Annotated in this window: 24 protein-coding genes; 12 read left to right on the top strand and 12 right to left on the bottom strand. The window is 43.1% G+C overall.

All coding sequences use genetic code 11. From position 1 onward, the window contains the following. The first annotated feature begins 71 nt into the window (after positions 1-71). Positions 72-1,313: a nucleoside 2-deoxyribosyltransferase gene (locus VEA_RS13875; protein WP_006741855.1), complete on the top strand. Its 1,242-nt coding sequence runs from the start codon at positions 72-74 to the stop codon at positions 1,311-1,313. Continuing rightward, on the top strand, positions 1,306-1,899 hold the full coding sequence (locus VEA_RS13880; protein ID WP_041852987.1) for a 7-cyano-7-deazaguanine synthase: 594 nt from the start codon (positions 1,306-1,308) through the stop codon (positions 1,897-1,899). Before VEA_RS13875 ends, VEA_RS13880 begins: the two co-directional genes overlap by 8 nt. Position 1,900: 1 nt before the next feature. Here VEA_RS13880 and VEA_RS13885 read toward each other — a convergent pair whose 3' ends face one another. The 6 genes from VEA_RS13885 to VEA_RS13910 form a co-directional block, all read right to left on the bottom strand. Beyond that, positions 1,901-2,677, bottom strand: coding sequence for an 8-oxoguanine DNA glycosylase (locus VEA_RS13885; RefSeq protein ID WP_006741856.1), 777 nt, complete (start codon positions 2,675-2,677; stop codon positions 1,901-1,903). Between the two features lie 189 nt (positions 2,678-2,866). Further along, positions 2,867-3,439, bottom strand: a complete 573-nt coding sequence (locus VEA_RS13890; RefSeq protein WP_012842094.1) for a recombinase family protein — start codon at positions 3,437-3,439, stop codon at positions 2,867-2,869. A gap of 165 nt (positions 3,440-3,604) precedes the next feature. Further along, entirely contained in the window at positions 3,605-4,705 is a 1,101-nt protein-coding gene (locus VEA_RS13895; protein WP_012842095.1) for a tyrosine-type recombinase/integrase, read from the bottom strand. After that, complete coding sequence (locus tag VEA_RS13900; protein ID WP_012842096.1) at positions 4,695-5,183, bottom strand: helix-turn-helix domain-containing protein; 489 nt, start codon at positions 5,181-5,183, stop codon at positions 4,695-4,697. The genes VEA_RS13895 and VEA_RS13900 overlap by 11 nt, the downstream gene beginning before the upstream one ends. Beyond that, complete coding sequence (locus VEA_RS13905) at positions 5,176-5,376, bottom strand: helix-turn-helix transcriptional regulator (protein WP_012842097.1); 201 nt, start codon at positions 5,374-5,376, stop codon at positions 5,176-5,178. Before VEA_RS13905 ends, VEA_RS13900 begins: the two co-directional genes overlap by 8 nt. Positions 5,377-5,483: 107 nt before the next feature. Then, complete coding sequence (locus VEA_RS13910) at positions 5,484-6,449, bottom strand: hypothetical protein (protein ID WP_230198190.1); 966 nt, start codon at positions 6,447-6,449, stop codon at positions 5,484-5,486. Positions 6,450-6,555: 106 nt separating this feature from the next. Between VEA_RS13910 and VEA_RS24305 the strand changes: the two genes are divergently transcribed. From VEA_RS24305 to VEA_RS13920, 3 genes are all read left to right on the top strand, one after another. Beyond that, a complete protein-coding gene (locus VEA_RS24305; RefSeq protein ID WP_157722394.1) occupies positions 6,556-6,777 on the top strand; it encodes a hypothetical protein in 222 nt (73 codons plus the stop codon). 716 nt (positions 6,778-7,493) lie between these two features. Next, positions 7,494-8,045 (top strand): Ig-like domain-containing protein, encoded by a 552-nt coding sequence (locus VEA_RS13915; protein WP_230198191.1) that lies wholly within the window; start codon positions 7,494-7,496, stop codon positions 8,043-8,045. 3 nt (positions 8,046-8,048) lie between these two features. Continuing rightward, on the top strand, positions 8,049-9,188 hold the full coding sequence (locus tag VEA_RS13920) for a lipase family protein (protein ID WP_006741859.1): 1,140 nt from the start codon (positions 8,049-8,051) through the stop codon (positions 9,186-9,188). Positions 9,189-9,309: 121 nt separating this feature from the next. On the opposite strand, the gene VEA_RS13925 is transcribed toward VEA_RS13920, so the two are convergent. Continuing rightward, positions 9,310-9,873, bottom strand: coding sequence for a porin family protein (locus VEA_RS13925; RefSeq protein WP_012842100.1), 564 nt, complete (start codon positions 9,871-9,873; stop codon positions 9,310-9,312). A gap of 424 nt (positions 9,874-10,297) precedes the next feature. Here VEA_RS13925 and VEA_RS13930 point away from each other — a divergent pair, with 424 nt between their 5' ends. From VEA_RS13930 to VEA_RS13945, 4 genes are all read left to right on the top strand, one after another. After that, positions 10,298-11,179 (top strand): LysR family transcriptional regulator, encoded by an 882-nt coding sequence (locus VEA_RS13930; RefSeq protein ID WP_006741861.1) that lies wholly within the window; start codon positions 10,298-10,300, stop codon positions 11,177-11,179. Positions 11,180-11,298: 119 nt separating this feature from the next. After that, positions 11,299-12,834: a bifunctional GNAT family N-acetyltransferase/carbon-nitrogen hydrolase family protein gene (locus VEA_RS13935; RefSeq protein WP_006741862.1), complete on the top strand. Its 1,536-nt coding sequence runs from the start codon at positions 11,299-11,301 to the stop codon at positions 12,832-12,834. Between the two features lie 204 nt (positions 12,835-13,038). Then, positions 13,039-13,626 carry a DedA family protein gene (locus tag VEA_RS13940; protein ID WP_006741863.1) on the top strand — a complete coding sequence of 196 codons (588 nt, stop codon included), beginning with the start codon at positions 13,039-13,041 and terminating at the stop codon, positions 13,624-13,626. A 180-nt stretch (positions 13,627-13,806) separates the two neighbouring features. After that, the gene (locus tag VEA_RS13945) at positions 13,807-15,174 is read left to right on the top strand and encodes a Na+/H+ antiporter NhaC family protein (protein ID WP_012842103.1); all 1,368 of its coding nucleotides are present in this window, start codon (positions 13,807-13,809) and stop codon (positions 15,172-15,174) included. Positions 15,175-15,244: 70 nt separating this feature from the next. Here the strand turns inward: VEA_RS13945 and VEA_RS13950 are convergent, their stop codons facing one another. The 3 genes from VEA_RS13950 to VEA_RS13960 all read right to left on the bottom strand — a co-directional run bounded on the left by VEA_RS13950 (position 15,245) and on the right by VEA_RS13960 (position 18,882). Then, positions 15,245-16,084: a beta-keto acid cleavage family enzyme gene (locus tag VEA_RS13950; RefSeq protein ID WP_006741865.1), complete on the bottom strand. Its 840-nt coding sequence runs from the start codon at positions 16,082-16,084 to the stop codon at positions 15,245-15,247. Continuing rightward, the gene (locus tag VEA_RS13955) at positions 16,075-17,406 is read right to left on the bottom strand and encodes an aspartate aminotransferase family protein (RefSeq protein WP_012842104.1); all 1,332 of its coding nucleotides are present in this window, start codon (positions 17,404-17,406) and stop codon (positions 16,075-16,077) included. The genes VEA_RS13950 and VEA_RS13955 overlap by 10 nt, the downstream gene beginning before the upstream one ends. A 207-nt stretch (positions 17,407-17,613) precedes the next feature. Beyond that, complete coding sequence (locus tag VEA_RS13960) at positions 17,614-18,882, bottom strand: O-acetylhomoserine aminocarboxypropyltransferase/cysteine synthase family protein (RefSeq protein WP_005391505.1); 1,269 nt, start codon at positions 18,880-18,882, stop codon at positions 17,614-17,616. A 289-nt stretch (positions 18,883-19,171) separates the two neighbouring features. On the opposite strand from VEA_RS13960, the gene VEA_RS13965 reads away from it, so the two are divergent. Then, positions 19,172-20,917, top strand: coding sequence for an amidohydrolase (locus tag VEA_RS13965; protein WP_006741867.1), 1,746 nt, complete (start codon positions 19,172-19,174; stop codon positions 20,915-20,917). 63 nt (positions 20,918-20,980) lie between these two features. Here VEA_RS13965 and VEA_RS13970 read toward each other — a convergent pair whose 3' ends face one another. Next, a complete protein-coding gene (locus VEA_RS13970) occupies positions 20,981-21,898 on the bottom strand; it encodes a LysR substrate-binding domain-containing protein (RefSeq protein ID WP_012842105.1) in 918 nt (305 codons plus the stop codon). 106 nt (positions 21,899-22,004) lie between these two features. On the opposite strand from VEA_RS13970, the gene VEA_RS13975 reads away from it, so the two are divergent. Both VEA_RS13975 and VEA_RS13980 read left to right on the top strand, forming a co-directional pair. Beyond that, positions 22,005-23,261: a D-amino acid dehydrogenase gene (locus tag VEA_RS13975; RefSeq protein WP_006741869.1), complete on the top strand. Its 1,257-nt coding sequence runs from the start codon at positions 22,005-22,007 to the stop codon at positions 23,259-23,261. Positions 23,262-23,568: 307 nt separating this feature from the next. Next, positions 23,569-25,116, top strand: coding sequence for an alanine/glycine:cation symporter family protein (locus VEA_RS13980; protein ID WP_012842106.1), 1,548 nt, complete (start codon positions 23,569-23,571; stop codon positions 25,114-25,116). Positions 25,117-25,215: 99 nt separating this feature from the next. On the opposite strand, the gene VEA_RS13985 is transcribed toward VEA_RS13980, so the two are convergent. Continuing rightward, positions 25,216-25,806 (bottom strand): acetate uptake transporter, encoded by a 591-nt coding sequence (locus tag VEA_RS13985; RefSeq protein ID WP_005391518.1) that lies wholly within the window; start codon positions 25,804-25,806, stop codon positions 25,216-25,218. Positions 25,807-25,906: the final 100 nt, after the last annotated feature.

The raw sequence follows: 25,906 nt of genomic DNA on the forward strand, positions 1-25,906 counted from the left end.
GAATGGATATAGTTACATTGCAGAAGTAACCTACATCAATGGTGGTACTTGTAACGTGACGGTTAGGTGCGATGACTAAGCATATTAATATCGTTGGAGGGGCATACTTTGAAGAGTGTTGCTACCCACGCAGACAACTATTCCGAGGAAGCGGGGTTAGGGCTGCTGTATTATTGAGCAATTTAGACTGCACTGTTGATCTAAATACAGCTTGCAGCAACTATGCAGATGAATTCAAAGATCTAGCTGAACATTTGAAATTTGGTTTATCTATTGAACCCAAAATCGATGATATTTCATTTAGATATCGACACCCGCTTTCAGTGCCAAATATCATTAACATTCCTAATGAGCACATCAGTTACGAGAAAACAGTTCAATCCGAGTCCGCTTTAGTTTTTGGGATGCTAGAAGGCCGACCGAAAGTGAATGCAAGTAGAGTCGTTTATGATCCTCAAGATGGTATAAATTCAACTCACTTCTCAAGTAATGGCTCAACAGCAAATGAACTTGCAGTTGTACTTTCTTACTCCGAAGGAAAAAAACTGTCCGGTAAGAGTAATCCCGAAGATATAGCGCACTTTCTGTTAGATCAGCCTAACGTAGTAGTTGTTATTGTTAAGTGCGGTGCTTCAGGGGCCCTAGTTGCGACATGTAAAGCAAGTGAATGGGTACAAGCTTTTCCAACTGATCGAGTTTTCAAAATTGGCTCGGGCGATATCTTTACCAGTACCTTTGCTTATGAGTGGTTATTACAGGGAACATCTCCGTCCGTAGCTGGCTGGATTGCATCTAGAGTCACAGCTGAGTACGTCGAAACAGGTTTAGACAGAATTGCTCCTCAAAGGTACGAGGAGCTAAAATTTGAAGCAATAAACACTCAAAAGTCTCATCCAAACTCAACCTTCAAACCAATTCCTAAAACACAGATCTATTTAGCGGGACCTTTTTTTAATACCGCTGAACAATGGAGAATTGATGAGGCAAAAAATGCCCTTCAGGATATGGGTTTTACCGTTTTTTCACCTATTCATGAAGTAGGTGAAGGCGATCTGTATGATGTAGCCCAAGCTGACCTGAAAGGCCTTGAGGAATCGGGAGTTGTTTTAGCAATACTCGATGGACTTGATTGTGGCACTGTATTCGAAATCGGATATGCAAGAGCCTTAAAAAAACCTGTGGTGGTCATTGCTGAACATGTCGATCCTAGGAATCTAACTATGATTAGTGGCTCGCATTGCTATGTCACAGATGATTTTGCCGCGGGTATATACAAAGCAGGCTGGAAAGTAATGGAAAAGCATCTTGAGTAGCGTTTTACTGTTATCAGGTGGACTTGATTCAATCGCATTGGCAGCATGGAAAATGCCTGAGTATGGCCTGACTATAAACTATGGCCAGATAGCCGCCGAAGCAGAGATAAAGGCGGCAGGTCAAGTGTCTTCATTACTCGGAATAAAGCATGCTGTAATAAATATGGACTTATCTATTTTAGGGTCGGGCCTAATGCACGGTGATGGTTCCAGAGCTTACTCTGAGAATGCTGAATTTTGGCCATATAGAAACCAGCTGTTAATTACAATCGCATCAATGTTTGCCATAAAGCACGGGTGTAAAGATGTTTTAATAGGAACAGTTGTTACGGACCAACGGCACCTCGATGGTAGCGAAAAGTTTCTAGATTACATAAACAAGCTAGTTTCCTATCAAGAAGGTGCTATATCAGTTTCCGCACCTGCTAAATCTTTAACTACCGCTGACCTGATTAACAAATCAAAGGTCCCCTTTGAGGTGTTATCTTGGGGACATTCCTGCCACACAAGTAATTTAGCCTGCGGTCAATGCCCTGGATGTATTAAACACTCAGAAGTGATGTTAGAGCTTGGAGTTGAGAGGTGAATTAACGTCCTTGGGCCATTGTATCTTTGTAACAGTCTACAGCGGTTTTTCCAAATAGTCTCATTTGATCCCATAGGAAACAATCAAAGCTAGACGGCTTAACTCCTGTACTGTTACAGAAATCCAAAAAACGCTTTTCCATATCAAAATAGTCTCTTTCTACTTTGTGGGATTTATCAAAAATCCCACAAATAACCCCCGCTCTTAAAATATGAATATCTATTATTGCTACGTCATCAGCATCAGAATAGTTTCGCGCAATCCATCCCGCCGTCTTAGCTCCAATACCTTTTATGTTAAGAAGTTCATCTCTCAAAGTCTTGCCTTCAAGAAGCGCAACATCACTGCTACGGAGGTACTTCATAGCTTCAGATAGATAAATAGCTTTTTGCTTGGGGTAGCGATAGCGTTTGGGTTTCTCATTGATAAAAACAGGGGTTTCTAAAACAGCCTGCCATGCAAACTGATCAGTTTCTAATCTTTCAATTAGTTTAGAGTTCCTACACTGTTCAAAAGCAGCTGTTGCTAGCTCTGCTGTTACCCCAAAGCCACCTAACATACAAAAAACAATTTCTTCCTTCAGGTCACCACGGCAAAGTTGATGGACTTCATCCTTATTAAAGTGAGCTTCCATGTGGAATTGCGATATCCAAAATGCGGGAGTAAAAAGTTTGGTATAACATCCCCAACTTATACCATTTAATATTTCCTGAGAGGGCCCCGGCAGGTCTAGCGAATATTGCTGGTTTTCAAACCAGTAGGTGACAGTCTGATTCATTTGTTTTAAAAATATCTTAGGCAGGTATAGCTGCTATTTAACAAGGATGTCTTAAGTTTATCACAGGGCCTAAAAATGAACCGGGTGTTATTAACAAAATGAAACCCCTCGCATACACAGGCTCAAAAAGTACTTTGGCAGTCCCCTTTAGTAGCTCAAGAAGGTGCTGCGGAAACAATAAACTCAAGTTCAGGTATTAATGTTCCAATGCCTTTTAACAGTAGCGATTCCTACTCCCAAACTCGCAGCTACTTGAACTTGTGATAATCCCTCTGTTTTCTTAGCTTGAACAGCTAGTGTCGTACTTGTAGCTCTAGGTCGACCTAACTTTTTACCTTGAAGCTTCGCTCTCTCCAACCCCTCCCGTGTACGCTCACGAATACGGTTCCTTTCAAACTCAGCAAAAGCCGAAAACATTTGCAGCATCAGCTTTCCTTCAGCGCTTGATAGGTCAGCTACCGGTAAATCTAAACAGACAACTTTCATACCTTTGTCAGTAAGAAGATTGATAGTGTTTTGAACATCGATGTTATCTCGCCCTAAACGGTCTAACTTTAAAACCACCAGCATATCTCCGCTTTCCATCTGGTGGTTTATCAAGAGCTGAAACTTCTCTCGCTTCATCGCTTCAACTGAACCAGAGACAGTTTCACTAACAGCGCGAGAATCTGAAACCTCATACCCTTTCTGGCGAATAGCAATGATTTGGTTTTCTGTAGATTGTTCGGTTGTAGAAACACGACAATAAGCAAATATGCGCATTGGTTACTCATTCTTAGTTTTGGTATCAAATACTGGGGTATCACATATGTTTGGCATCATAAACCAATAACCCTAGTTTGATGATACCCAAAAAGTAAAATAAAAGCTGGTATCAACATACGAATGTTTTTTGATACCAGCTTGGTCAGAACAATTTGATGGGTATTACTTGTTTCCCATCATTTGTTGAAACTGCATAAATTGCTTGAACTGCTCTTCCATATCTGGAGCAGTGTTTTCAGCTGGCTTAGCTAGCTTTCGCAATAACTCTGCTTGCTTGTAATCAGGCACATCACCATAGCCGTAAAAACTAGTCAGCACACTTTCATGCCCTAAGTTTTGGCTCCATGCCTTGAACTCTTCAGGTGTTCGGCAAAGCCGCTCGCCCAATCGCACCAAAGTGTTCCGGAAACTGTGAGGATTAAAGTAAGGCAACCCAGCAGCTTCAAAGGCTTGTGCAAAAGATTTGCGGATTGGGTTCGCGTTGCTCCAATGCTCTTCAAGTAAACCAATAACCTCAAACTGCTGGTTAGCGTTATGTGCCAACTTAGTTTTAGGAAACAACGGCGAGTTTTGCTTGAAACCTAGCTCCTGAACCAAATAATCAATCCATTCACTCAAAATCTTTAGTGGCAGCTCGCCGACAGGAAAAAAGTATGTTGTGAATGTTTTGCTGAACTTTGTATTCACATCCCTTGCGTCCTGATAAAAGCTTTGTTCAACAAGGTCAATATGTTTTATCTTTGCTGAAGCAACCGCTCCGTCCCTTGCTCCTGTTAAGATAACGAATGCCATTAAAGCTCTATCACGCATTTCAATGACCGTCGAGCAAGGCATAAGCTCCAAGGTTTGCTTGATCTGTTCTATCGTGGCCACATTTCTCTTACGCTTTGCGTTAGCGATACGCGTATCTTTTTCCGATAAGTTGAAATATTCAATATCACTGTAATTGATTTTTGATCTATACCCTTTTTGCGTAACCAGATATTGGAAGAACGACTTCAAGTGACGAGTTGCTGTCAGCACAGTTGCTTTACTTAATGTCTCACCTGTAGAAATGGACTTTTTGCTGAGAAGGTGCTTCTTAAACCCAATAGCGTGCTTCGCCCTAAACTTCTTAAAATCAACATAACCAGTATATTCCTCAAAGCGATTAACTGACTTAAGAACGCCATCAATAGTTGAGTCATCTAAGCGCTTAGCTTCCTTTAAATACTTGGTAAATTCATAGATAATTCGTGCATTATTTGTACTATTACTTTTCATCACTAAAAACTCCATTGAAAGGACAATTTAAGAGGTTTTGTCCTCTTAGGATTAAGTGTTTTTCAGCTATCGGTAATTTACCCTCAAGTTCGAGCCAAATATCATTCACTTTTCGCCACGAAACATACTTGTTCATTCGACATCCACACTCTTCACACAAGCCTGTCATGTGAGCCATTCCAGCGGGTTTAGCAATGAAAAACACTGACTCAATGCTTGGTTTCATTGGTTGTTTACATCGAAAACAACACATCTCATGCTCTTCGCAGTCGAACATAATTGCTTTGCGCTTTTGTTTAAAGTGAACCTTCAAATCGGCACCATTTATTAATAGTGGGCGTTTTTTATCGACTACAGGTAAACCAACACGAATCCAATTACGCACTGTTTTAGGGTGAACCCCTAACGTTTCACTGATATCAATAACGGTATAGTTGCGATTGCTTTTTATGCAATTAGGTGAATTTCGTTTAGTCATTATCAACCGCCTTAGATGCAGAAACGCAAGCATCGAGCCATTTTTCAATATCGACTTTTAGCCATCCAACTGCACGTTCTCCTAGTGAAATAGATAGCGGAAAACTTCCCTGAGACATGCGCAAATAGATAGTACTGCGAGATAGACCTGTCATATCGATAACTTCAGGTAAACGAATGATTTTATGAGACATAAAAAAACCTCTTGGTTGTTCATAGGACAGCCGAGAGGTTATTGAAATGAAGCTTGGTAAATCCGAATTCGGAAAACAAAATTCCTAATTAGAGTATGCTCATTAGGTCATTTTTGTCTTTTTTCTATCGCTTCATCTACTTGGTTCAATATGTTACGAATAGAGTCATCAGAAACAGGGGCACCTATCTGTTCTGTCATAAGTTTCACAGACGAAGTAACTCCTCGAGCTCCGGGATCAATTTTCAACTGCTTACAAAGTGCCCCGATGAGAACAAGCAATGTATTACGCTCTCTCGAGTGAAGTGTTTTTTCCACTTTAGGCTTCTTTGACTTGTCTTCTGTTTGTTTCCCTAAACCCTCTTCACTTTGTGATTCAACAAACCTCAAAAGCTCAGTTTTTTTGATAACCAGTTGATGCTCATACTCACCAAGCTCATGGCTATCCTCAAAAACATAATCAAGACTTGGCTGACTTTTAAACCTTTCCAGTGCTGCCGCTGACTCAGCTTTCTCAGCCTTAAAAATCATTTCTTTTATCTCATGATCTCTACTAAAGATTAGATCCATGAGAGTAATACCTTCGTAGCACAAGGGCGGAAATATCATAGCTAAGAAAGAATGTTTCTTCTTATCGCCGGGAAGTGGTTTTAACACTGTTTGAAGCTTATATACTTGATCACCTTGAGCTAAAAAGACCCCATTGGTGTCCCCTCCGTCAAATGCAGGTTGACTTGAGGAGTTTTGGAATTGCTTCAAAACAGATGATGACTCCATGCCTATCATGGGCAAATCCCAAACACCACCAATGACCTGAACCTTCTCATCAAAAGCTATCCATTTACTTGTATCAGTTTTAGATGAGATATCAGAACTTCGCTCATTGCCCATAAGAGTACATCGCCCCGCGAGGGCATAAGCTTGGTTTATCAATCGAACCGATATAGTTAAATGCCCATCTAGAGCTAACTGACATATATCCGTCAAGACAACAGACTCCCCTAGCAAATCTGTTACGAATTTTGCTGACTCTTCTAGTGTGAAGAGTTCTCTTAGATTTAATAACTTGCTCATTTGACGCTTGTTTCGACCTTGCATAGCCCCTACATAAAGGGATGGATGATACAACATTGTCTTATGCTAAGTAGAACTAACGTAAATAGGAGGAAATATACGGAAATTGAAACAATTTTTAGGGGATGGTCAAGAAATGGGTACACCACAAGGTACACCAACAAAAATCAAACCAACCAATACCATTAAAAATCATATACTAAAGATGCAGATTCAAATTACGCCAGCCCACCAAACGTTTGGAAAAGGCCACCTTCAGGTGGCCTTTTTTGTATCAACAACCCACTATCCACATTGTCTTCTTTTCTCACGCACTCATGCTACCTGATAACTTTTCACTAGCATAACTCTGAACGTACGCCGATTTAAAAACTCGTTGAGTATTAAGTAACAGACGATACGCTCATAAATACACCACCAAAAACACATGGAAGTTCAGAAGAACTCATTCAAGGACAAAAAGTGTGTACTATATGCTCTTCGATTTAAAGTGTTCTAAGTTTTTGGGGTATCAACAACTACGAGTGCTAAATCTAAGTTATAGAATTATGGTGGGTTAAAGTTGAACAATTTGGGTTTATAACTAACCATCAAAAGATACTTAATAAGCCTTTTCTTTTGTTCTTGGTTATCACAATTGGCGGAAACATAAATTATCAAGTCAATCTAGCATTACGATGTAAATTAATAAAAACACCTCTTGACCAAGCGACTAATTAACTATTTTCAATACGATTTCATTGTCTGAAACCTAGTATTTATAGAGTTCTTTACCATTCGATAGCTCTCGTTTATTTTGCTCCCACATTACCTGATGAAAGCCTCAAAAATCCAATATAATATAACTACCTAAGATTAGCGCAGACTGAGTGTTCCAGATTTAAACTTTATTAATGCTAATAAAAACCGGTCAAGTAGATAAACATAAATCTAAAAATGTAATTTTCAAATTCACAAGTTACAAGGACAATGCAGTACGAATCACATAGTTAACATTAAATATTGTAAAAATACACAATACATATACATTTATAGATTTTTAAAATGAAAAAAGTCGATGTGAGAAATTACTTAGTTGGATTTATTACAATCATATTTTTGAGCATTAATATGAGTTTTGGAGAGAGTATATTGAATAGCGATAAAGTTAACCAATACACACCACAAATCAATGGTGTGCTAACAAAAAAAGGGAAGCCAATTAATAACCAAAAGGTTAGTCTTAGTATTGGTTTAAGCGCTTCAGGAAAATCAATAGACTTATCAACATTTACTGACAGCAATGGTCGGTTTGAATTTTCTCCTGTGTATGAGAACAAAGAGAGCGTTAAGATCCCGCTTATTGAACATTATGTAACTATTGTTTTAACCACAGAACTAGATATTGATGAAAGCGTTATTATTTGGGAAGGTTCGTTCGATGGCTATGAAATAGAGGATTACGTAAAAAACAATATGGCTAATCTAGTCTGTGATGCAGCAAACCCTCTTAAGTACTTTGCTTTTTCAATTGATGATGACGAAAACGATGACTACTACGTAAATAGTCAATGTGATTTATTTGGATATATTGACTCTGACTTATATGGAAATTAAAGAATGCAATCACTCTCACCAAAGCTATCATCTAGAATCGCAGAAATCCCTTATTCTGTATTCGCAACTAATGTTCGTAACGTTAGTGGTTATATAGCAAAGTTTTTTACATTTGATCTAAGGAATGATGTCAAAAAAGGAACGACAAGTGGCTTTATGGGATTTGGTGGAATGACATCAGATTTTGTAGCGATAGGTCGAGGTAAGGGCGAGTTTGCCGATACTTTAGTATTTTCCTTCCGAGGCACTCAAGCAAACATCGGCGACATTATGACCGATGGAAACATTGGGATATCAGGTACCTCATCCGGTTACAGGGTACATGCAGGTTTTGTAAATCTCTTCAATACGATAAAGCCACAACTTGCAGCATACATCGCTGGTTATTCGAAAAAGAACATGAAAGCACCGAAGGCAGTACACTGTGTAGGTCATAGTTTAGGTGGTGCTCTTGCTTCATTAGCGGCAGATTGGGTGAAGAGTCAGTACGGCTATAGCGTACACCTATATACTTTTGGCGCACCAAAAGTTGGCTTTAAACCATACGCAAGAAGGGATTTAGATTCTTCATATCGCTGCACTCATGGTGCAGATCCAGTTCCGATGTCTCCTCTTTGGCCATTTACTCACGGTGGTATTGAGTATCGGCTAGATGGAAGTTCTGGCATCTACTTCTGCGCTCATGGACTAGGAAAAAAATCTGTTCCGGGTTATGTCAATACCGCTACAAGTAATGAGTGGTCGGCACTACAACCCAAATCTCAAACTTACCTAGAACGCAACGTATTTCTTGACTTCAACAATAGATATAATGCTCGAATGACTGATGGTTGGGTAAGTAAAATAGTCTCTTCAATTTTGACCTTACTAAGAATTTCAGGTCTGGGTCATATAATACAACAAATAGCAACCGTAGGCCTTACTGCTTGGGATCAACTAGCTAAAGCTATGGCGTACATTTCAAAACTAAAAAACGAGTATACAGAACACGTCCGCGGTATTTTAGGTCACATGAATGTAATGTCAGGTAGCGCAGCGATCGACCTATCGAGTATTACTTATAGAGTGATAAAACTTTGTTTTTCGAGACTAGTAAGAAGGTTAGACAGTCATGTTAGAAATGCTCTAAATATAGTAGAGTGACAGTAAAAGACACTAACAATTATTCTAAAAACAGCTCTATTAGCCTCAACTAGATTGAGCTCAAAAAATGCGAAGCCATTTAGCTTCGCATTTTTATTTGGGTTAAACATGGTTAACAATATTAGAAACGATATTCCACACCTAGCGATGCTTGGTTAAAATCAGTTTTTGTGCTTGCACCATTCGCGACGTTCTCTGCATTCAGTTCTACGTCGTACCACATATATTCTGCGTTAACTAAGAAGTTATCAGTAACTTTAAAACCAACACCGGCACCAGCGAATACACCTTCGTCATCTTTGTTGCCTTGGAAGCCCGCAACGTTGTAATCCGTCGAGTACCACATTTGACCACCTTTTGCGTAAAGATCGACACGATCAGCAATAGGGGCTGTAACTTTTAGTGCTGCGGTGTAACCGTCCGTTTCGGCATTTGCTAGGTTATTACCATAGCTACCAAAATCAATGTAACCGCCCTCTAACGCTAAGTAAGGGTTAAAACGGTAACCAACCAAACCTTGAATAGCATCGCTGTCATCATCAAAGTCATCTTGTCCATCAACTTTTAAGTAACCATAGTTGGCGCCGACATAAACACCATGATCTTTGGAGTCCGCTGCGTGAGATAAAGTACTAAACGTTGCTAAAGAAAAAAGGCCAATCAAAGTAACAACATTGCTTTTCATTTCGTTCTCCTAATATAAGTGCCATTGAAAGTTCGAATTATACAAAGCAAATGCAATGCCAATTTTAATTTAATGAAAAACATTTTCTACTTTATAAAAAATTGACATCATTTTGAAATTAAAACAACAAAAATAAAAGTTATACCGTTTTATTTACCTTGAGAAAACAATATTAGATTTGTGTAAATACTAATGATGTAAAACATTCTATTTTATTTGTAGTTTTTTCAAAAGATAGGGAAAATCAATAAACAAACCCCAATCATCAATTATTTACATACCCATTATATTTAGGATTCTTAATTTTTGGTCTGGGTTCTTTATGAACGAGTAAGGAAGGTAATCACACATCGGCTTTTTCTCTCTTTGCTTCAATAGGTAAATCTCCTACTCTGTGAATAGGCTATCTCCATGGGACTGAAGTATGTTAAAAGGCAGTGAGTACCCTTCTATCCGAGCATTAAGGACGTTTGTCGCGGTTGCAAATTACCTCAGCTTCTCAAAAGCGGCGGATGCCCTATGCATTACACAAAGTGCAGTAAGCAAACAAATTGCCGCGCTTGAACAACTAGTGGGTTTACCTTTAATACAAAGAGGCTCGAATGGTATTGAGTTAACTGAGGAAGGAAAACGCTACCTACCGCAAGTCACAGAAGCACTAGAACTTATTCAGAATGCAACCGCCAACTTAATACAATCAGATTCAAAGCAAGAATTGCTCACCGTGGATGTTACTCCTTCTTTCGCTAGCCTTTGGTTGGTACCTCATATTGATGACTTCCACCAGCGACATCCCAATATCCGTGTAAGAATCTGTACCGGAGATGGGAACGTAAAAGGTTCAAGCGGTGAAAGCGACTTGCATATTCGTTGTCTTCCATTGTCCACGCATTATGAATACAGCCACTTACTATGCGAAGAAATTCTACTATTGGTCGGTTGTACTAACGCTCCTGCACTCAAGAATGTGCACGCTGTTAGCGACTATCCGCTGATACCTCAAATCACTCGTCCTCAGTTGTGGGAGCAATTTAAGGCTGCGCATGCAGTAGAATCAACCGTTACCTATCACTCTGTAGGCTTTGAACATTTTTACCTAGCTTACGAAGCCGTCAAAATGGGAAAAGGACTCGCCTTACTTCCTGATTTTATGGCGCAGAATTCTATTTTAAGAGGGGATATCCAACGTATTCTTAACCTATCTTTACAGAGTGGTTATGGTTATTACGTGATGATCCCAAATTATCGCCTATCGGCTAAGAAAGTGGCGGCGTTTTACGAATGGTTGAAGAGCAAACTAAGCTAATATTGTTTTCTTGATATGCTTTTGGTAACCCAAACAACTCAAAGACTTCAGTATCTGTCTGCTCCAAATTGTGGCATTCTCATTAACACTGTTTCAAAAGGATAAATGGATTGAAAGATATGGACAGCAATTCGCCCAAACTCTCATTACGTACCATTGAGCCAACGGATTACCCTGAGCTTGCAGAACTAATGGACTTAGTGTTTCCTGATGTTGGCGGCTCATGGCCACGGCTGACTATTATGGATCTCATTCATCAGTTTCCTGATGGCCAAATCTGTATTGAAGATAACGGCAAAATAGTCGGTGCAGCATTAACCATTAAAGTGGACTACAACCGCTTTTCTCTTCCTCACCTATATACCGACATCATTACCGAAAACAACGTCATACAGAATCAAGTAACCGGTGATGCAATGTATGGTCTCGATGTATTTGTCCACCCGGACTATCGAGGGCTACGTTTGGGTCGACGTTTGTATGATGCGCGTAAAGAGCTTTGCCGGAGTAAGAACTTCAAAGCCATTTTAGCCGGTGGCCGCATTCCTAATTACCACCGATACGCAGATGAACTGAGCGTTGCAGAGTACATCGACAAAGTAAAACGCCGTGAGCTTCATGACCCTATTTTGTCTTTTCAGCTTGCTAACGACTTCGATGTAAAACGAATCATGCGCGGCTACTTACCAGAGGATAGCGCTTCTAAAGGTTACGCGACACTGCTGGAGTGGGATAACTTTTTCTACGAAGAGGATATTCAATCCGTACACGATGTAGAAAAGACTCTGATTCGAATTGGTGTTGTACAGTGGCAAATGCGCGCGATGAATGATCTGGAGGATTTGCTCGATCAAGCTGAGTTCTTCATTTCTTCTCTTGCGAATTACAAGGCCGATTTCGCCCTATTCCCTGAGTTCTTTAACGCACCGCTGATGGGCTTGCAAAACGACAAAAATTCCGTTGAAGCAATCCGCTTTTTGGCTAGCTTTACGGAAGAGATCAAAAACCGTTTCTCGCAGATGGCAGTCACCTACAACATCAACATTATTGCAGGCAGTATGCCCGTTATCGAAGATGGCAAACTGTATAATGTGGCCTACTTGCTGCAACGAGATGGTGAAATTAACGCTCAATATAAAATCCACATCACGCCTCATGAACAAAGAGACTGGGTGATCGACGGTGGTGACAATGTTCAAGTTTTCGAAACCGATGCGGGCAAAGTCGGCATACTGATTTGTTATGACAGCGAATTCCCTGAATTGGGAAGAATGTTAGCAGAACAAGGCGCACAAATTGTATTCGTTCCTTTCTGGACGGACACAAAAAATGGCTATCAACGAGTACGAATTTGTTCCCAATCGCGTGCCATTGAAAACGAATGCTATGTTGCAATTGGTGGCAGTGTTGGTAACTTACCTCGTGTTGATAACGTGGACATCCAGTACGCACAATCTGCCGTATTCTCACCGTCGGATATCTACTTCCCGCACGATGCGACCTTGACAGAAGCAAGCGCCAACACCGAAATGATGATCTTCGCCGATGTTGATTTGACTAAGTTGAAGCAACTTAATACCGAGGGTTCAGTAACCAACTTACGTCACCGACGTCTTGATTTGTATGGCGCATTTACTAAAGCTAAAGAGTCATAATGGTGTGCCTTATTCGCCGCCACACGGGAGCGTGGCGGCGAATAAAACAAGCAGCAGATTGATTCCGCACAATAATCAGAGGCATGTCAGTTTTTCTCAGCGGTGAGAAACAAGAATTGACCCAGTAGGACATTCGGAGTATCACTCCAACTTCGTTCCGCTTTTATTAGGGGAAAGCTTTTGGAACACATTAACGAACTTCTCATGTCAATGAAGCCTTTGCTCGAGCAATACGGCTACTTGGCGCTGATTGTCAGTATATTTCTAGAAGGGATAGGTGTACCGATGCCTGGTCAATCGCTGATGATCGCGGCATCTTTGCTCTCTTCAGAACAAGTCATGAACCTAAGTATGGTTATGATGGTATCGTGGCTAAGCTGCTTTTTTGGGAATACCTGTGGTTACCTAATCGGTTATTACTTTGAAGGCTGGTTGGATAAAAAAGGCTATATCTCTGGCCCGAAGATGCAAACACTTCAACTGACTATCCAGAAATACGGCCCTACGTGCTTGGTCGTCAGTCGCTTTATTGAAGGAATGAAGCAATTTATGCCTCTTGCATGCGGTATCGCGAAAATGCCACGTAGAGAGTTTTTGCTCGGTAACGCCCTCGCGGCGACGGTTTGGGTATTGGTATTCAGCTTGTTAACTCACTTTGCATTTGAACATTTAAGCGTGTTGACCAACCTGTACACCGAATACAAATATCTGGTATGGGCATTTGCTGCTGTCTTATTTACGTGGATGGTTTTAGGTATTGTTAAACGCAAAAAAGCCAAATCAATGCAATAACGACAGTCCCTTCATTAGTGCATAACTAAAGCTCGTGGTATCAGTGAGATACGTAATACGAGCTTTTATCTTTTTCTTTACGTGCAAAATTTAAACAGCCATTTAGACGTCTAGACGTTGACAATGCGTAAATGTGATATTAGTCTGCTCTTCTCTCTTATTATTAACATTGTCGTTTACATGTCCGGTTCCCAACAAACAACTAAAACAGTTGCACCTTCTGCGGTCGCACTGATCCCATTGATTGTATTCCTTGCGCTGTTTATTGGCGTAGGCACTTACTTATCTTTGCAAGGCGTTGAATTTGCCTTCTACCAGCTGCCTGCACCCATCGCGGTATTACCAGCCATCATCATTGCGTTTCTTTTAAGTAAAGAGAAACTTAACCGCTCAATCGAACACTTCATGCGTGGTGTTGGCCACCCAGACATCATCGCAATGTGTATGATCTATCTGCTTGCTGGTGCTTTTGCTGCGGTAGCAAAAGCCTCTGGCGGTGTTGATGCAACGGTGAACCTTGGTTTATCCGCAATTCCAACCAGCATGATTTTGCCGGGCATTTTTCTGATTTCTGCTTTTATCGCAACAGCGATGGGCACTTCGATGGGTACCATCGCAGCCGTTGCCCCCGTAGCGTTGGGGATTGCTGAATCAGCAGGAATGAGCTTACCGTTAACCGCAGGCGTTGTGCTGAGCGGCGCTATGTTTGGTGATAACCTTTCTATCATCTCTGACACCACCATCGCGGCGACACGCTCTCAAGGTTGTGAGATGAAAGATAAGTTTAAAGAGAATATTCGTATTGCTTTGCCTGCGGCGTTGATCGCGATTGCAGTGTTCGCTTTCAACAGTACAGCGACTCAAGTGCCTGCAACTGGCGATATTGAGTGGCTAAAAGTCTTGCCGTACATCACTATTTTGATCCTAGCGGTATCTGGTGTGAATGTGTTTGTGGTTCTGTCGATTGGTATCCTTTTGGCTGGCGGCGTGAGCTTGGCATCGATTGACAATTACGGACTGACTAATCTAGCCCAAGACGTTTATAAAGGCTTTGGTAACATGCAAGAGATCTTCTTGTTATCCATGCTAATTGGAGGTTTGAGTGAACTGATGCGTCGTCAAGGCGGTCTTGCGTTCCTAACCAATTTCGTTAGCAGCCTTATCCACGCGTTTGGCTCTAGCCACTCTAAGCATGCCAACAGCCGCGCGAGCGAGCTAGGTATCGCTGGCTTGGTGTCGATGGTCAATGGCTGTACGGCGAACAATACAGTCGCAATCATTGTATCGGGCAGCGTTGCTCGACAACTGGCGGAAGAGAATAATGTCTCTCCTCGCCGCTCAGCAAGCTTGTTAGACATTTTCTCATGCGTGGTGCAAGGCGTGTTGCCTTACGGAGCTCAAGTACTGCTGCTAGGCTCCGTATTCAACCTATCGCCACTTGAAGTAGTTGCTAATTCTTACTACTGTTTTGCATTAGCGATAGCGGCTGTTGTCGCGGTGTTTATCAAACATCCCGCGCGTCAACCTGTAGTGCAAACCGAAAACTAACGACAAATACCGAAAAGGCTCCGATGGAGCCTTTTTACTTTCTTCTTTATTTTCCTTGCTGCGAGCAGATTTACTTCAAAGCTGAACGCAAACTTTGCGCACTGTGTAAAGGAATCGCAAAGCGATGCGCCACATCGCGTAGAGCTTCCACCTGAGCCGCGTTACTGATTGCTAATTCGCCTGCCACATCGAAGTGGTTATTCTCAAATCCCACTCTCACATCGAATCCAAGTAACATCGCACTCGCTAAACAGTCTTGCTCTCGCGCGCCAAAAGCACAAATGGCACATCGAATTTCTTCCTCGACAAAACGCGCCAAATTCAAACCTCGTAAATCCCATGGTGAAGACTGCTGAGCTTGGTGATAACGCCCTAACACCACTAATGCATGCTGATGTGTTTTAGGTAACACGCCCGCATCACGCAGTTGGAAATAACGTTCAATGTCGGTTGCATCGTAGAGAATAATTTGGCTCACGATGTTGTTTTCAGCCACCCAATGGAAAAAGGCATGCCCTTCTTTCTCACTTGCGCGATCGGAGATTAACTCCCTCAATGCGAAAGAAGCCGCTTCAGGTTTCACAGCTTTGACTAACGCCCTCTGTTGTGGCGGAGAATATAAACCCACCGCTTCTGTGGTGAGCTGAACCATCATGGTTTCTCCCACCGCCTCTTTCACGGCATGGTAAATTTCCATGTTGTCGTCGATGTCTAATGAATGACGTCCCTTGGCGTCTCTAGCATGCAAATGGATCATGGCAGCTCCTACCGTTTGACAAGCGATAGCCTCTGCAACCAGTTCGTCCGTTGTCATGGGTAAGTTGGCGTGATCATGCTTGGTTTTTCTTGCGCCGTTTGGAGCCACGATAATGGCGATAGGTTCTCGCAAATATTGGTTTGCTACTTCCATGTCTCCGCCACCTCTTTTAACGTCAGTGAGAGTTTGCCGACTAGTTCATCAATATGGTGAGGCTGAACAATGAAAGGCGGTGCGAGCAAAATATGGTGCCCATTAACGCCATCAATCGTTCCGCCCATTGGGTAGCACATTAAGCCATTTTCCATTGCTCGCTGTTTGATGCGTTTGTCTGCCAATGTGGCTTTACTCAGAGGCGACTTGCTTTCTTTATCCGCCACCAGCTCAATGCCAACAAACAAGCCTTTACCACGAATGTCGCCAATGTACGGTAAATGGGCCAATGCAGAAGTAAGCTCATTACGCAGCAAAACACTATGCTGATTCACCGCCGTTAATAAATCATCTTGGAAGATGGTTTCAATGGTTGCCACGGCGGCAGCGCACGCCACAGGGTGCGCCATAAAGGTATGACCGTGTTGGAAAAAACCGCTTCCATCAGCAATAGCTTGATAGACTCGATCATTCGCAACCACCGCGCCAATAGGTTGATAACCCGCACCAAGCCCTTTAGCCATACAAACCAGATCGGGCTCTGCCTCTTCTTGCTCAAATGCAAAGAAACTGCCACTTCGCCCAACGCCACACATGACTTCATCCAAGATCAATAGCACATCGTATTGGTCGCATATTTCGCGAATACGTTTAAAGTAACCTTGAGTCGCAGGTACAGCTCCAGCGGTGGCTCCCACAATAGGCTCGGCGACAAAAGCCATTACATTCTCAGCCCCCAACTCAAGAATTTTTGCCTCAAGTTCATTCGCCGTTCGCAATGAGTAATCCAATTCCGACTCATGAGTCTGCTGATACCGATAAGCATAGCAAGGGGCAATGTGATGGCTCGGATGCAAGATAGGCTTGAACGGTTCACGTCGCCATTCATTACCACCGACCGCCAGGGCTCCCAACGTATTGCCGTGATAACTTTGCTGACGCGCGATGAATTGCTTCTTCTCTGGCTTACCTGATTCCACAAAATGCTGCCGCGCCATTTTTAGTGCCGACTCCACCGCTTCTGACCCGCCACTGACTAAATACACATGGTTGAACTGCTCAGGCATGTACTGACAAATCAATTCCGCTAGTCGCTCACCGCTGTCACTAGTAAAAAATCCAGTATGAGCAAACGGCACTCGCTCGAGCTGTTCCAACATGGCTTTTTTAACGGCTTGATGACTGTGGCCAAGGTTTGATACCGCAGCGCCGCCACAAGCATCGAGATACTGTTTCCCTTGTTTATCGAATAGATAAACACCCTCACCTTTATCGATGATTGGCAGCGTGGCATGGCAATGACGGTGAAATACGTAAGACATTTGAGTCCCTTCCAATGTATAAGATTTGCACACATCATCAGGAACAAACCCAAACGTGACAAGGGAATAAATTTCACCCTCTATGAGTTTTTGGAATACTACAAACCAAAAGAACCAAAGCCTTTGATATTTAAATAATAAAATAAAAACAGGCCAGCTTTTTTAAAGGCTGGCCTATGGGTAACCAAAAGCTAAAAACAGAATCGTTTACGCGTTTAGTGCCTGTTCTAAATCGGCTAGAATATCGTCAATATGCTCAATACCTACAGATAAACGAATCATCTCTGGTGACACACCAGCTTGTTTTTGTTCTGCTTCGCTCAACTGACGATGAGTCGTCGATGCTGGATGGCAAGCCAATGATTTTGCATCGCCAATATTCACCAAACGCTTAAAGATTTTCAGAGCGTCATAAAAGCGCACACCTGCGTCATAGCCGTCTTTTAAACCAAACGACAAAATCGCAGAAGGCTTACCTTTCATGTATTTTTCGGCGAGATGGAAGTGTTCAGAACTTGGCAATCCGGCATAACTCACCCAACTGACTTTGTCATTCTGTTCCAAGAACTCAGCCACTTTGAGAGTGTTCTCGGTATGGCGCTCCATACGCAGCGGTAACGTTTCTAGCCCTTGCATAAGCATAAATGCATTCATCGGTGATAATGCCGATCCGGTATTACGCAATGGTACGGTACGCGCGCGCCCGATAAATGCCGCCTCACCAAACGCTTCGGTATACACCACGCCGTGGTAAGAAGGTTCTGGTTGGTTGAAAACGGGAAAGCGGTCTTTGTGCTGCGCCCAAGGGAATTTACCGGAATCCACAATCACGCCACCTAATGTGGTGCCGTGTCCACCAACGTACTTAGTGAGGGAGTGAACGACGATATCCGCACCGAATTCGATGGGTTTGCATAGTACTGGTGTCGCGACGGTGTTATCCACAATCACAGGTACGCCTTGTGCGTGAGCAAGCTCCGCTACGCGTTCTAAATCAATGATATTACCGGCTGGGTTACCAATGCTCTCGCAGTACACCGCTTTGGTATTTTCATCAATTAACTCGGCCAAGCTTTCTGGCTTGTCATCTTTAGCAAACTTCACCTGAATACCTTGATTTGGCAGCATGTGCGCAAACAAGGTGTAAGTACCGCCATAAAGTTGCGGCGTAGAAACGATGTTATCGCCCGCTTGCGCTAAGGTCAGAATCGCATAGTTAATCGCTGCACTCCCCGCACTCACGACCAACCCGGCAATGCCGCCTTCTAACGCCGCCATGCGTTTTTCCAGAACATCGTTAGTCGGATTCATGATGCGAGTGTAGATATTCCCCGGTACTTCCAAGTTAAACAGATCAGCGCCGTGCTGCGCGTTATCAAACTCGTACGCGACCGTTTGATAAATCGGTGTCGCGACAGATTTAGTGGTAGGGTCAGTTTCGTAACCAAAATGGATGGATAGCGTTTCGTCTTTCATGTTCTTCCTTGAGCGTCATCGAGATAAATCGTGGACTTATCATGCCGACTTTTTAACCACAGAACCTCGTTATGGGTCACATTGCCCAAGTCCAGAAACGTTTATGAAATGGGAAAAGGTAACATTTTTGATATTCATCGATAGGTATAACTTGCGCTTGATTGAAAGTCTTTAATCTTGTTGATAATCCTCCTTCAATATGAACTAAAGTGAATTTGACCTATTGAGTTCTCAAACTCATTGAGATGGGAGCAATAGGCAAAAAACTTACTCTGTATGGAGATGACCGATGAACAAAAACTGGATCCCCATTGCCCTATCTGGGCTTGCTTTAACGGGGTGTTTTTCTGAAGAAGCGAAAGAAGTAGAAGCCGTCGCCGAGCCACTCAAAGTAACCGCCGCAGACAAAATTTATTATGGTGGCGACATCCTAACCATGGCAGGCGATAAACCAGAGTACGCCGAAGCCGTCGCGACATTAGGCGAGAAAATCATTTATGTCGGCAGCAAAGATGGAGCGATGGAACACAAGTTCGGTAAAACACAGTTGGTCGACTTAAAAGGCAAAACTATGTTGCCTGGCTTTGTTGATCCGCACAGTCATGTGTATGGTGTTGGTCTGCAAGCCATGGTCGCAAACGTGCTGCCATCTCCTGATGGCGAAGCCGATACCGTTGCGAAAATCATAGAAACTCTGAAAAATGCCGAGAACAATAATACGCAACGCCTATTCATTGAGAAAACCGGATGGATTTTAGGTTTTGGTTACGACGACGCCCAACTGGATTACTACCCTACCAAAGCGGATCTCGATAAAGTCAGCACAGATAAGCCTGTATTAATCATCCATACTTCGGGGCATTTGAGTGTCGCAAACAGTAAAGCGTTAGAGCTAGCAGGCATCACATCAGAATCGGAAGATCCAAAAGGTGGCATTATCCGCCGAATGGAAAACAGCCAAGAACCAAATGGGGTCCTAGAAGAAAACGCGCACTTTGCAATGCTGTTCAACCTCAATAAGTTGATTGATTCAGAACTTCAAGATCGCATGTTAGAAGCCTCGCAAGGTATGTACGCGAAATATGGCTATACCACGGCTCAAGAAGGACGAGCAACATCAGAAGGTTATGAAGCGATGAAACGCGCGTCGAAAAACGACAAGTTGATGATCGACTTGGTTGCGTACGCCGATATGGTATCGAGCAGCGATTTTATGGACTCGGAATACAACACGCCAGAGTACACAAACCATTTCCGCATCGGTGGCGTAAAGCTGAACTTTGATGGCTCTCCACAAGGTAAAACGGCATGGCTAAGTCAGCCTTACTTCCACCCGCCACATGGACAAGATAAAGACTACGCTGGCTACCCAACTTTCGAAGATCAACAAGCTTACAATTACGTAGAAACAGCCTTTAAAAATGAATGGCAAGTGCTGACGCATGCCAATGGTGACGCGGCGATCGAGCAATTTATCAACGCAGTGACCAAAGCAAATGAAAAGCTAGGAAAGCAAGACCGCCGACCTGTACTCATTCACGGCCAAACCATACGCCAAGACCAAGTAGATCGCTTAGCGGCGCAAGGCATCTTCCCTTCCTTGTTCCCAATGCATACTTTCTATTGGGGTGACTGGCATGTGGACTCGGTACTCGGCCATCCTCGTGCCGATTTCATTTCACCAACTCAAGCGGTGAGAAAGGCGGGGTTAAAATTCAGTACACACCATGACGCACCTGTGGCGCTGCCAAGTTCATTCCGAGTATTGGATGCGACCGTCAATCGCACCACCAGAACCGATAAAGTACTGGGGCCAGATCAGCGCGTTGACACGTATACCGCACTGCAAGCCATGACGATTTGGCCGGCTTACCAACACTTTGAGGAGTCGTATAAAGGTTCTATCGAGGTGGGTAAGAATGCGGATTTAATCATCCTCGATAACAACCCGATGAAGATTGAACCTAAGGCGCTAAAAGACCTAAACGTGGAAGAAACCATCAGCCGAGGCGAATCGGTTTATCAACGACAGTAATCCAAAATAAAACACCGCCGTTATCGAGGCGGTGTTTTCTATCTGACTCACCAAGCACTTTATCTATTTGTTCGCCACTTGCTGTAATAACCAAGTACGAAACTTGTTTGTGGACTGGCTTCGTGTGTTCATGATCAAGTAGTACCCTGCATTGGCTGGAACCGGCTGAAAGGGAGAAACTAAACGCTCTGTCGTCAATTCATCCTCAATCAGTGCCATTCGTGCCATCGCAATCCCAACTCCTGCTTCCGCCGCAGACATCGCCATATCCGTTCTATTGAAAAAGTGTCCAACATCGGTTTTAAAATCCAATCCCATTGCTGACGCCCAATATAGCCACTCATAGTCACGCGTCGCTTTTTCCCATGGCATAGCATCGTGTAGTAGCGTCGCCTCCTGCCATTTCTTCACTGACATTAAGGATTCTTGTTCATAGAAAGGCGCTTTTAGCCAACCATGATCCTCAAGGTACTTCGGACTCATTACGGGCAGCAGTTGCTCATCCAAAATCAACTCCGCGTTAGCATTTCGGTAAGGGTGAAGACCATAATCGATCGCGACGTCATAATCTTTTATCTCACTATTCACTAACGCCCCTTCCGCGAAGATTTGCACTTGGATATCCGGGTTCTCGTGATGAAAACTTTCCAGCTTTGGGACTAACCATTTAAAAGCAAAAGAAGGCGTTAATTTTAAGCGAATCTCATTGGTGTGCTTTTCTACTTTGAGCTCATCAAGCAGTTTGCTCAGCTCTGAAAAGTGAAACTGCGTCGCTTGGTGTAACTGAGTGCCTTTAGCGGTTAAACGAATACCGCGGGAATGGCGTTCAAATAAAGTAAAACCTAATAACTCTTCCAAATGAATAATTTGTTGGCTCACGGCTCCCGTAGTGAGGTGCAAAAACTTAGCCGCGCCAGTAAAGCTGCTGTGTTCCGCGACTTGGCTAAACAGACACAAGCCACTTATTAAATTACTTCTCATCCTTGAGCCTATAGTTTTTCTAAACGCTGTATGTAATTTATATCGATTGTTAACAAAAGGTAAAGAAAAGAAACTAACCACTCTGATAAATGTGTGGAGTACATCAATGGAAGTCATCGTATTAGGCAGCGGCGTCATCGGCTTAACCTCTGCTTGGTATTTATCTCAAGCAGGCTATCAAGTTACCGTTATTGACCGTCAACCAAGCAGTGCAATGGAAACAAGTTTCGCCAATGCTGGGCAGATCTCGTATGGCTATTCTTCGCCTTGGGCTGCGCCTGGTGTTCCTGTTAAAGCCATAAAGTGGTTAATGGAAGAGCATGCTCCACTCAAAATCAAACCAACCCTCAATGCCGATATGATCAGTTGGGCAAGTAAGATGGTGGCCAACTGCACCCTGTCTCGCTACCAAGTCAACAAAGCTCGCATGCTTTCGATAGCTAACCACAGTCGTATGTGTCTGGAACAATTACGTCAAGAACATGCCATTGAATATCAAGGTCGCCAGTTCGGCACCTTGCAAGTATTTCGAACGCCTCAACAGCTGCAAGCCATTGAAAAGGATATGCAGCTTCTAGAGCAAAGCGGGACTCGGTTTGAGTTGATGGACGTAGAACGCTGCATTGAACAAGAACCTGGACTGGATCTTGTGAAAGATAAGCTGGTTGGTGGCTTGCACCTGCCAGATGACGAAACAGGCGATTGCTATCAGTTTTGCCAACAACTAACAGAGCTCGCTAAGGCCCATGGCGTCAGGTTCGAGTTCGACACCGAAGTAAGCAATTGGGTTACAGTAGGCAAAAAGATCATGGGTGTCCAAACGAACCGAGGACAGTTTAAAGCGGACCAATATGTGGTTGCCTCTGGCAGCTATTCTACAGCGCTACTCAAGCAAATCGACATTGAAATTCCTGTCTATCCAGTAAAAGGCTATTCGCTCACCATCCCAATGAAAGATGAGCACTTCTCTCCTCGCTCTACTGTGATGGATGAAACCTATAAAGTCGCCATGACTCGGTTTGATGACAGAATTCGCGTAGCGGGCACCGCAGAATTAGCAGGGTTTGATGCCTCCCTTCCGCAAAAACGAAAAAATACCATCGAAATGGTCATCCGTGATCTTTTCCCTCGCTGCGGCGACTTTAACCAAGCCGAGTTTTGGAGTGGCTTTAGACCAATGACGCCTGATGGCACACCGATTATCGGCGCGACCAAATACGATAACCTTTTTACTAACACTGGACACGGTACTCTGGGTTGGACTATGGCTTGTGGTTCTGGTCAATTACTAGCGAGCATTATGGCTGGTGAAAAAGCGAAAGTGATGGATGACACAGAGCTTAACCTTTGCCGTTATGCATAAGGACATATCTGCATAAAAAACAAACAGGCCTTTACTCCACAAAATGCATAGTATTTGGCATTTTTAACTCATCAAATGTGCAGCACATTTTAATGACAATGTGCTGCATATTTAATCATCAGACAAATCTTATACCTCAAAGGAGCAAATAAGCAACAAGAACTAAATTTTAACAATCACTCTCCATTCTGTGTTCACCATCACGCTACAAAGGATTTATAGCCAAAAAAGTTAACAATTGCATTACATAAAGGGTAATGTATTGTGTGAAAAACAACCACAAACACAACTAACAGGGAAAATACTCATGCAGTCATTAGTTGATTTTCTGAATGGAATTATTTGGAGCCCGGTACTGATCTATTTGTGCCTTGGTGCAGGTTTGTTCTATTCAATCATGACGCGTTTTGTACAAATTCGTCACTTCTTTGAGATGTGGCGCTTATTACTTTCAGGGAAGAGTTCAACAAAAGGGATATCATCATTTCAGGCACTTGCCGTTTCACTATCTGGCCGTGTAGGTACAGGTAACATTGCTGGTGTTGCTGCCGCTATCGGTTTCGGTGGCCCAGGCGCCGTATTCTGGATGTGGGTCGTTGCCTTCTTTGGTGCGGCAACCGCATACGCAGAGTCGACACTTGCGCAAATCTATAAAGAAGAAGACGAAGGTGAATTCCGTGGTGGTCCTGCTTACTACATTGAAAAAGCAATGGGACAAAAATGGTACGCTTGGATCTTCGCTATCGCGACCATCTTTGCATGTGGTGTTCTACTTCCTGGCGTTCAATCGAACAGCATCGGTAACGCAGTAGAAGCAGCATTTGGCTCAGGTGACATGATTGAAACCGCTATTGGTACCTTCAGTTTTGCTAAAATTTTCACTGGTACGGTTGTCTGTGTCATTCTGGCCTTCATCATCTTCGGTGGCGTAAAACGTATTGCAAACTTTACCCAAATCGTTGTGCCATTTATGGCGCTGGCTTACATCATCACTGCATTTGTCATCATCCTACTAAACATTGGTGAGGTTCCACGCATTTTCGGCATGATCATTGGTGACGCGTTCACACCAATGGCAGGTGTTGGTGCGGCAATCGGTTGGGGTGTAAAACGTGGCGTTTACTCCAACGAAGCGGGTCAAGGTACAGGTCCTCACGCTGCAGCTGCAGCGAGTGTTGATCACCCAGCTCAGCAAGGTCTTGTTCAATCTTTCTCTATTTACATCGATACACTACTTGTGTGTTCAGCAACCGCGTTTATGATTCTTATCACTGGCGCGTACAACGTAAATGGTGCAGTTGAAGGAACGTTCCTAATTCAAAACCTACCAGCTGATATTGGTGCTAATGGTCCTGTATTTACGCAAATGGCGATCGAAAGTGCACTACCTGGCGTGGGTAAACCATTCATCGCAATCGCACTTTTCTTCTTTGCGTTTACAACCATTCTGGCTTACTACTACATTGCAGAAACGAACATTGCTTACATTCGTCGTACATTCAAAGTAAATGGGCTGATGTTTATTCTGAAAGTCATTATTATTTCATCCGTGTTCTACGGAACCGTGAAAACCGCCAACTTAGCCTGGGCGATGGGTGATGTAGGTGTCGGTCTAATGGCATGGCTTAACATCGTCGGTATTTTGATCATCTTCTTTATGTCGAAACCAGCTCTCAAAGCATTGAACGATTACGAAGAACAACAAAAACGTGGTGTGACCGACTTTACATTCAACCCTGTAGCGCTAGGCATTAAAGGCGCAGATTACTGGGAAGATAAGTACAAGCGTAAAACGGGTAAGGCACCAACGGCAGACAACAGTACTACAGAAACTGTTGAACAACCATCAACATAGCCTTAACGCATAAACAAGAAAAAGCAGTGGTCCGTTTAAGGGCATAAAAAAGGGGATTAACCATTGGTTAATCCCCTTTTCTGCATTATGTGTAAAGGATTAAGCAGCGACAGCTTCAACTTTACGAGCGATTTTTGCTTTACCTACAGGTAGAACTTCACGACCAAATTCGTTGTTTAGTACTTGCGCCATTGCGAAGTAAATTGCACTTGCGCCACAGAAGATACCTTCGAAGCCAGCGATAGCACCGATCACTTCGCTACCAGTGAAATCACGAGCAGCAAGCAAGAAGAACAAGATAGTTAGAGAACCAAATACCACTTGCTTCGCTGTTGGGTAGCATAGAGAACCAATGAACATGAAACCAGTGAAGATACCCCATAACGCTAGGTACCAACCCATAAAGCTTGCTGGGCTTGCAGGAAGACCCATGTGAGGCATTACGATCAAGCCTACTAGTGTTAGCCAAAATAGACCGTAAGAAGTAAACGCAGTTGTGCCGAACGTGTCGCCGCGTTTAAAGCACATGATGCCAACGATTACTTGGCTAAGGCCACCGTAAAAGATGCCCATCGCTAGAATCATAGAGTCAATTGGGAAAAATCCTGCGTTATGAATATTAAGCAGAATAGTGGTCATACCGAAACCCATTAGACCTAGCGGTGCTGGGTTAGCCAGTTTTGTCGACATGTACAAATACCTTTTTTCAAAAATGTTGATAAAAAATGCGCGCGAATTTTAATGGGCCCCAGAACAAAAGAGAAAAGCTGTTATTGAAAACTTAGATTCC

Source organism: Vibrio antiquarius, assembly GCF_000024825.1.
In the GTDB taxonomy this organism is placed as follows: Bacteria; Pseudomonadota; Gammaproteobacteria; order Enterobacterales; family Vibrionaceae; genus Vibrio; species Vibrio diabolicus.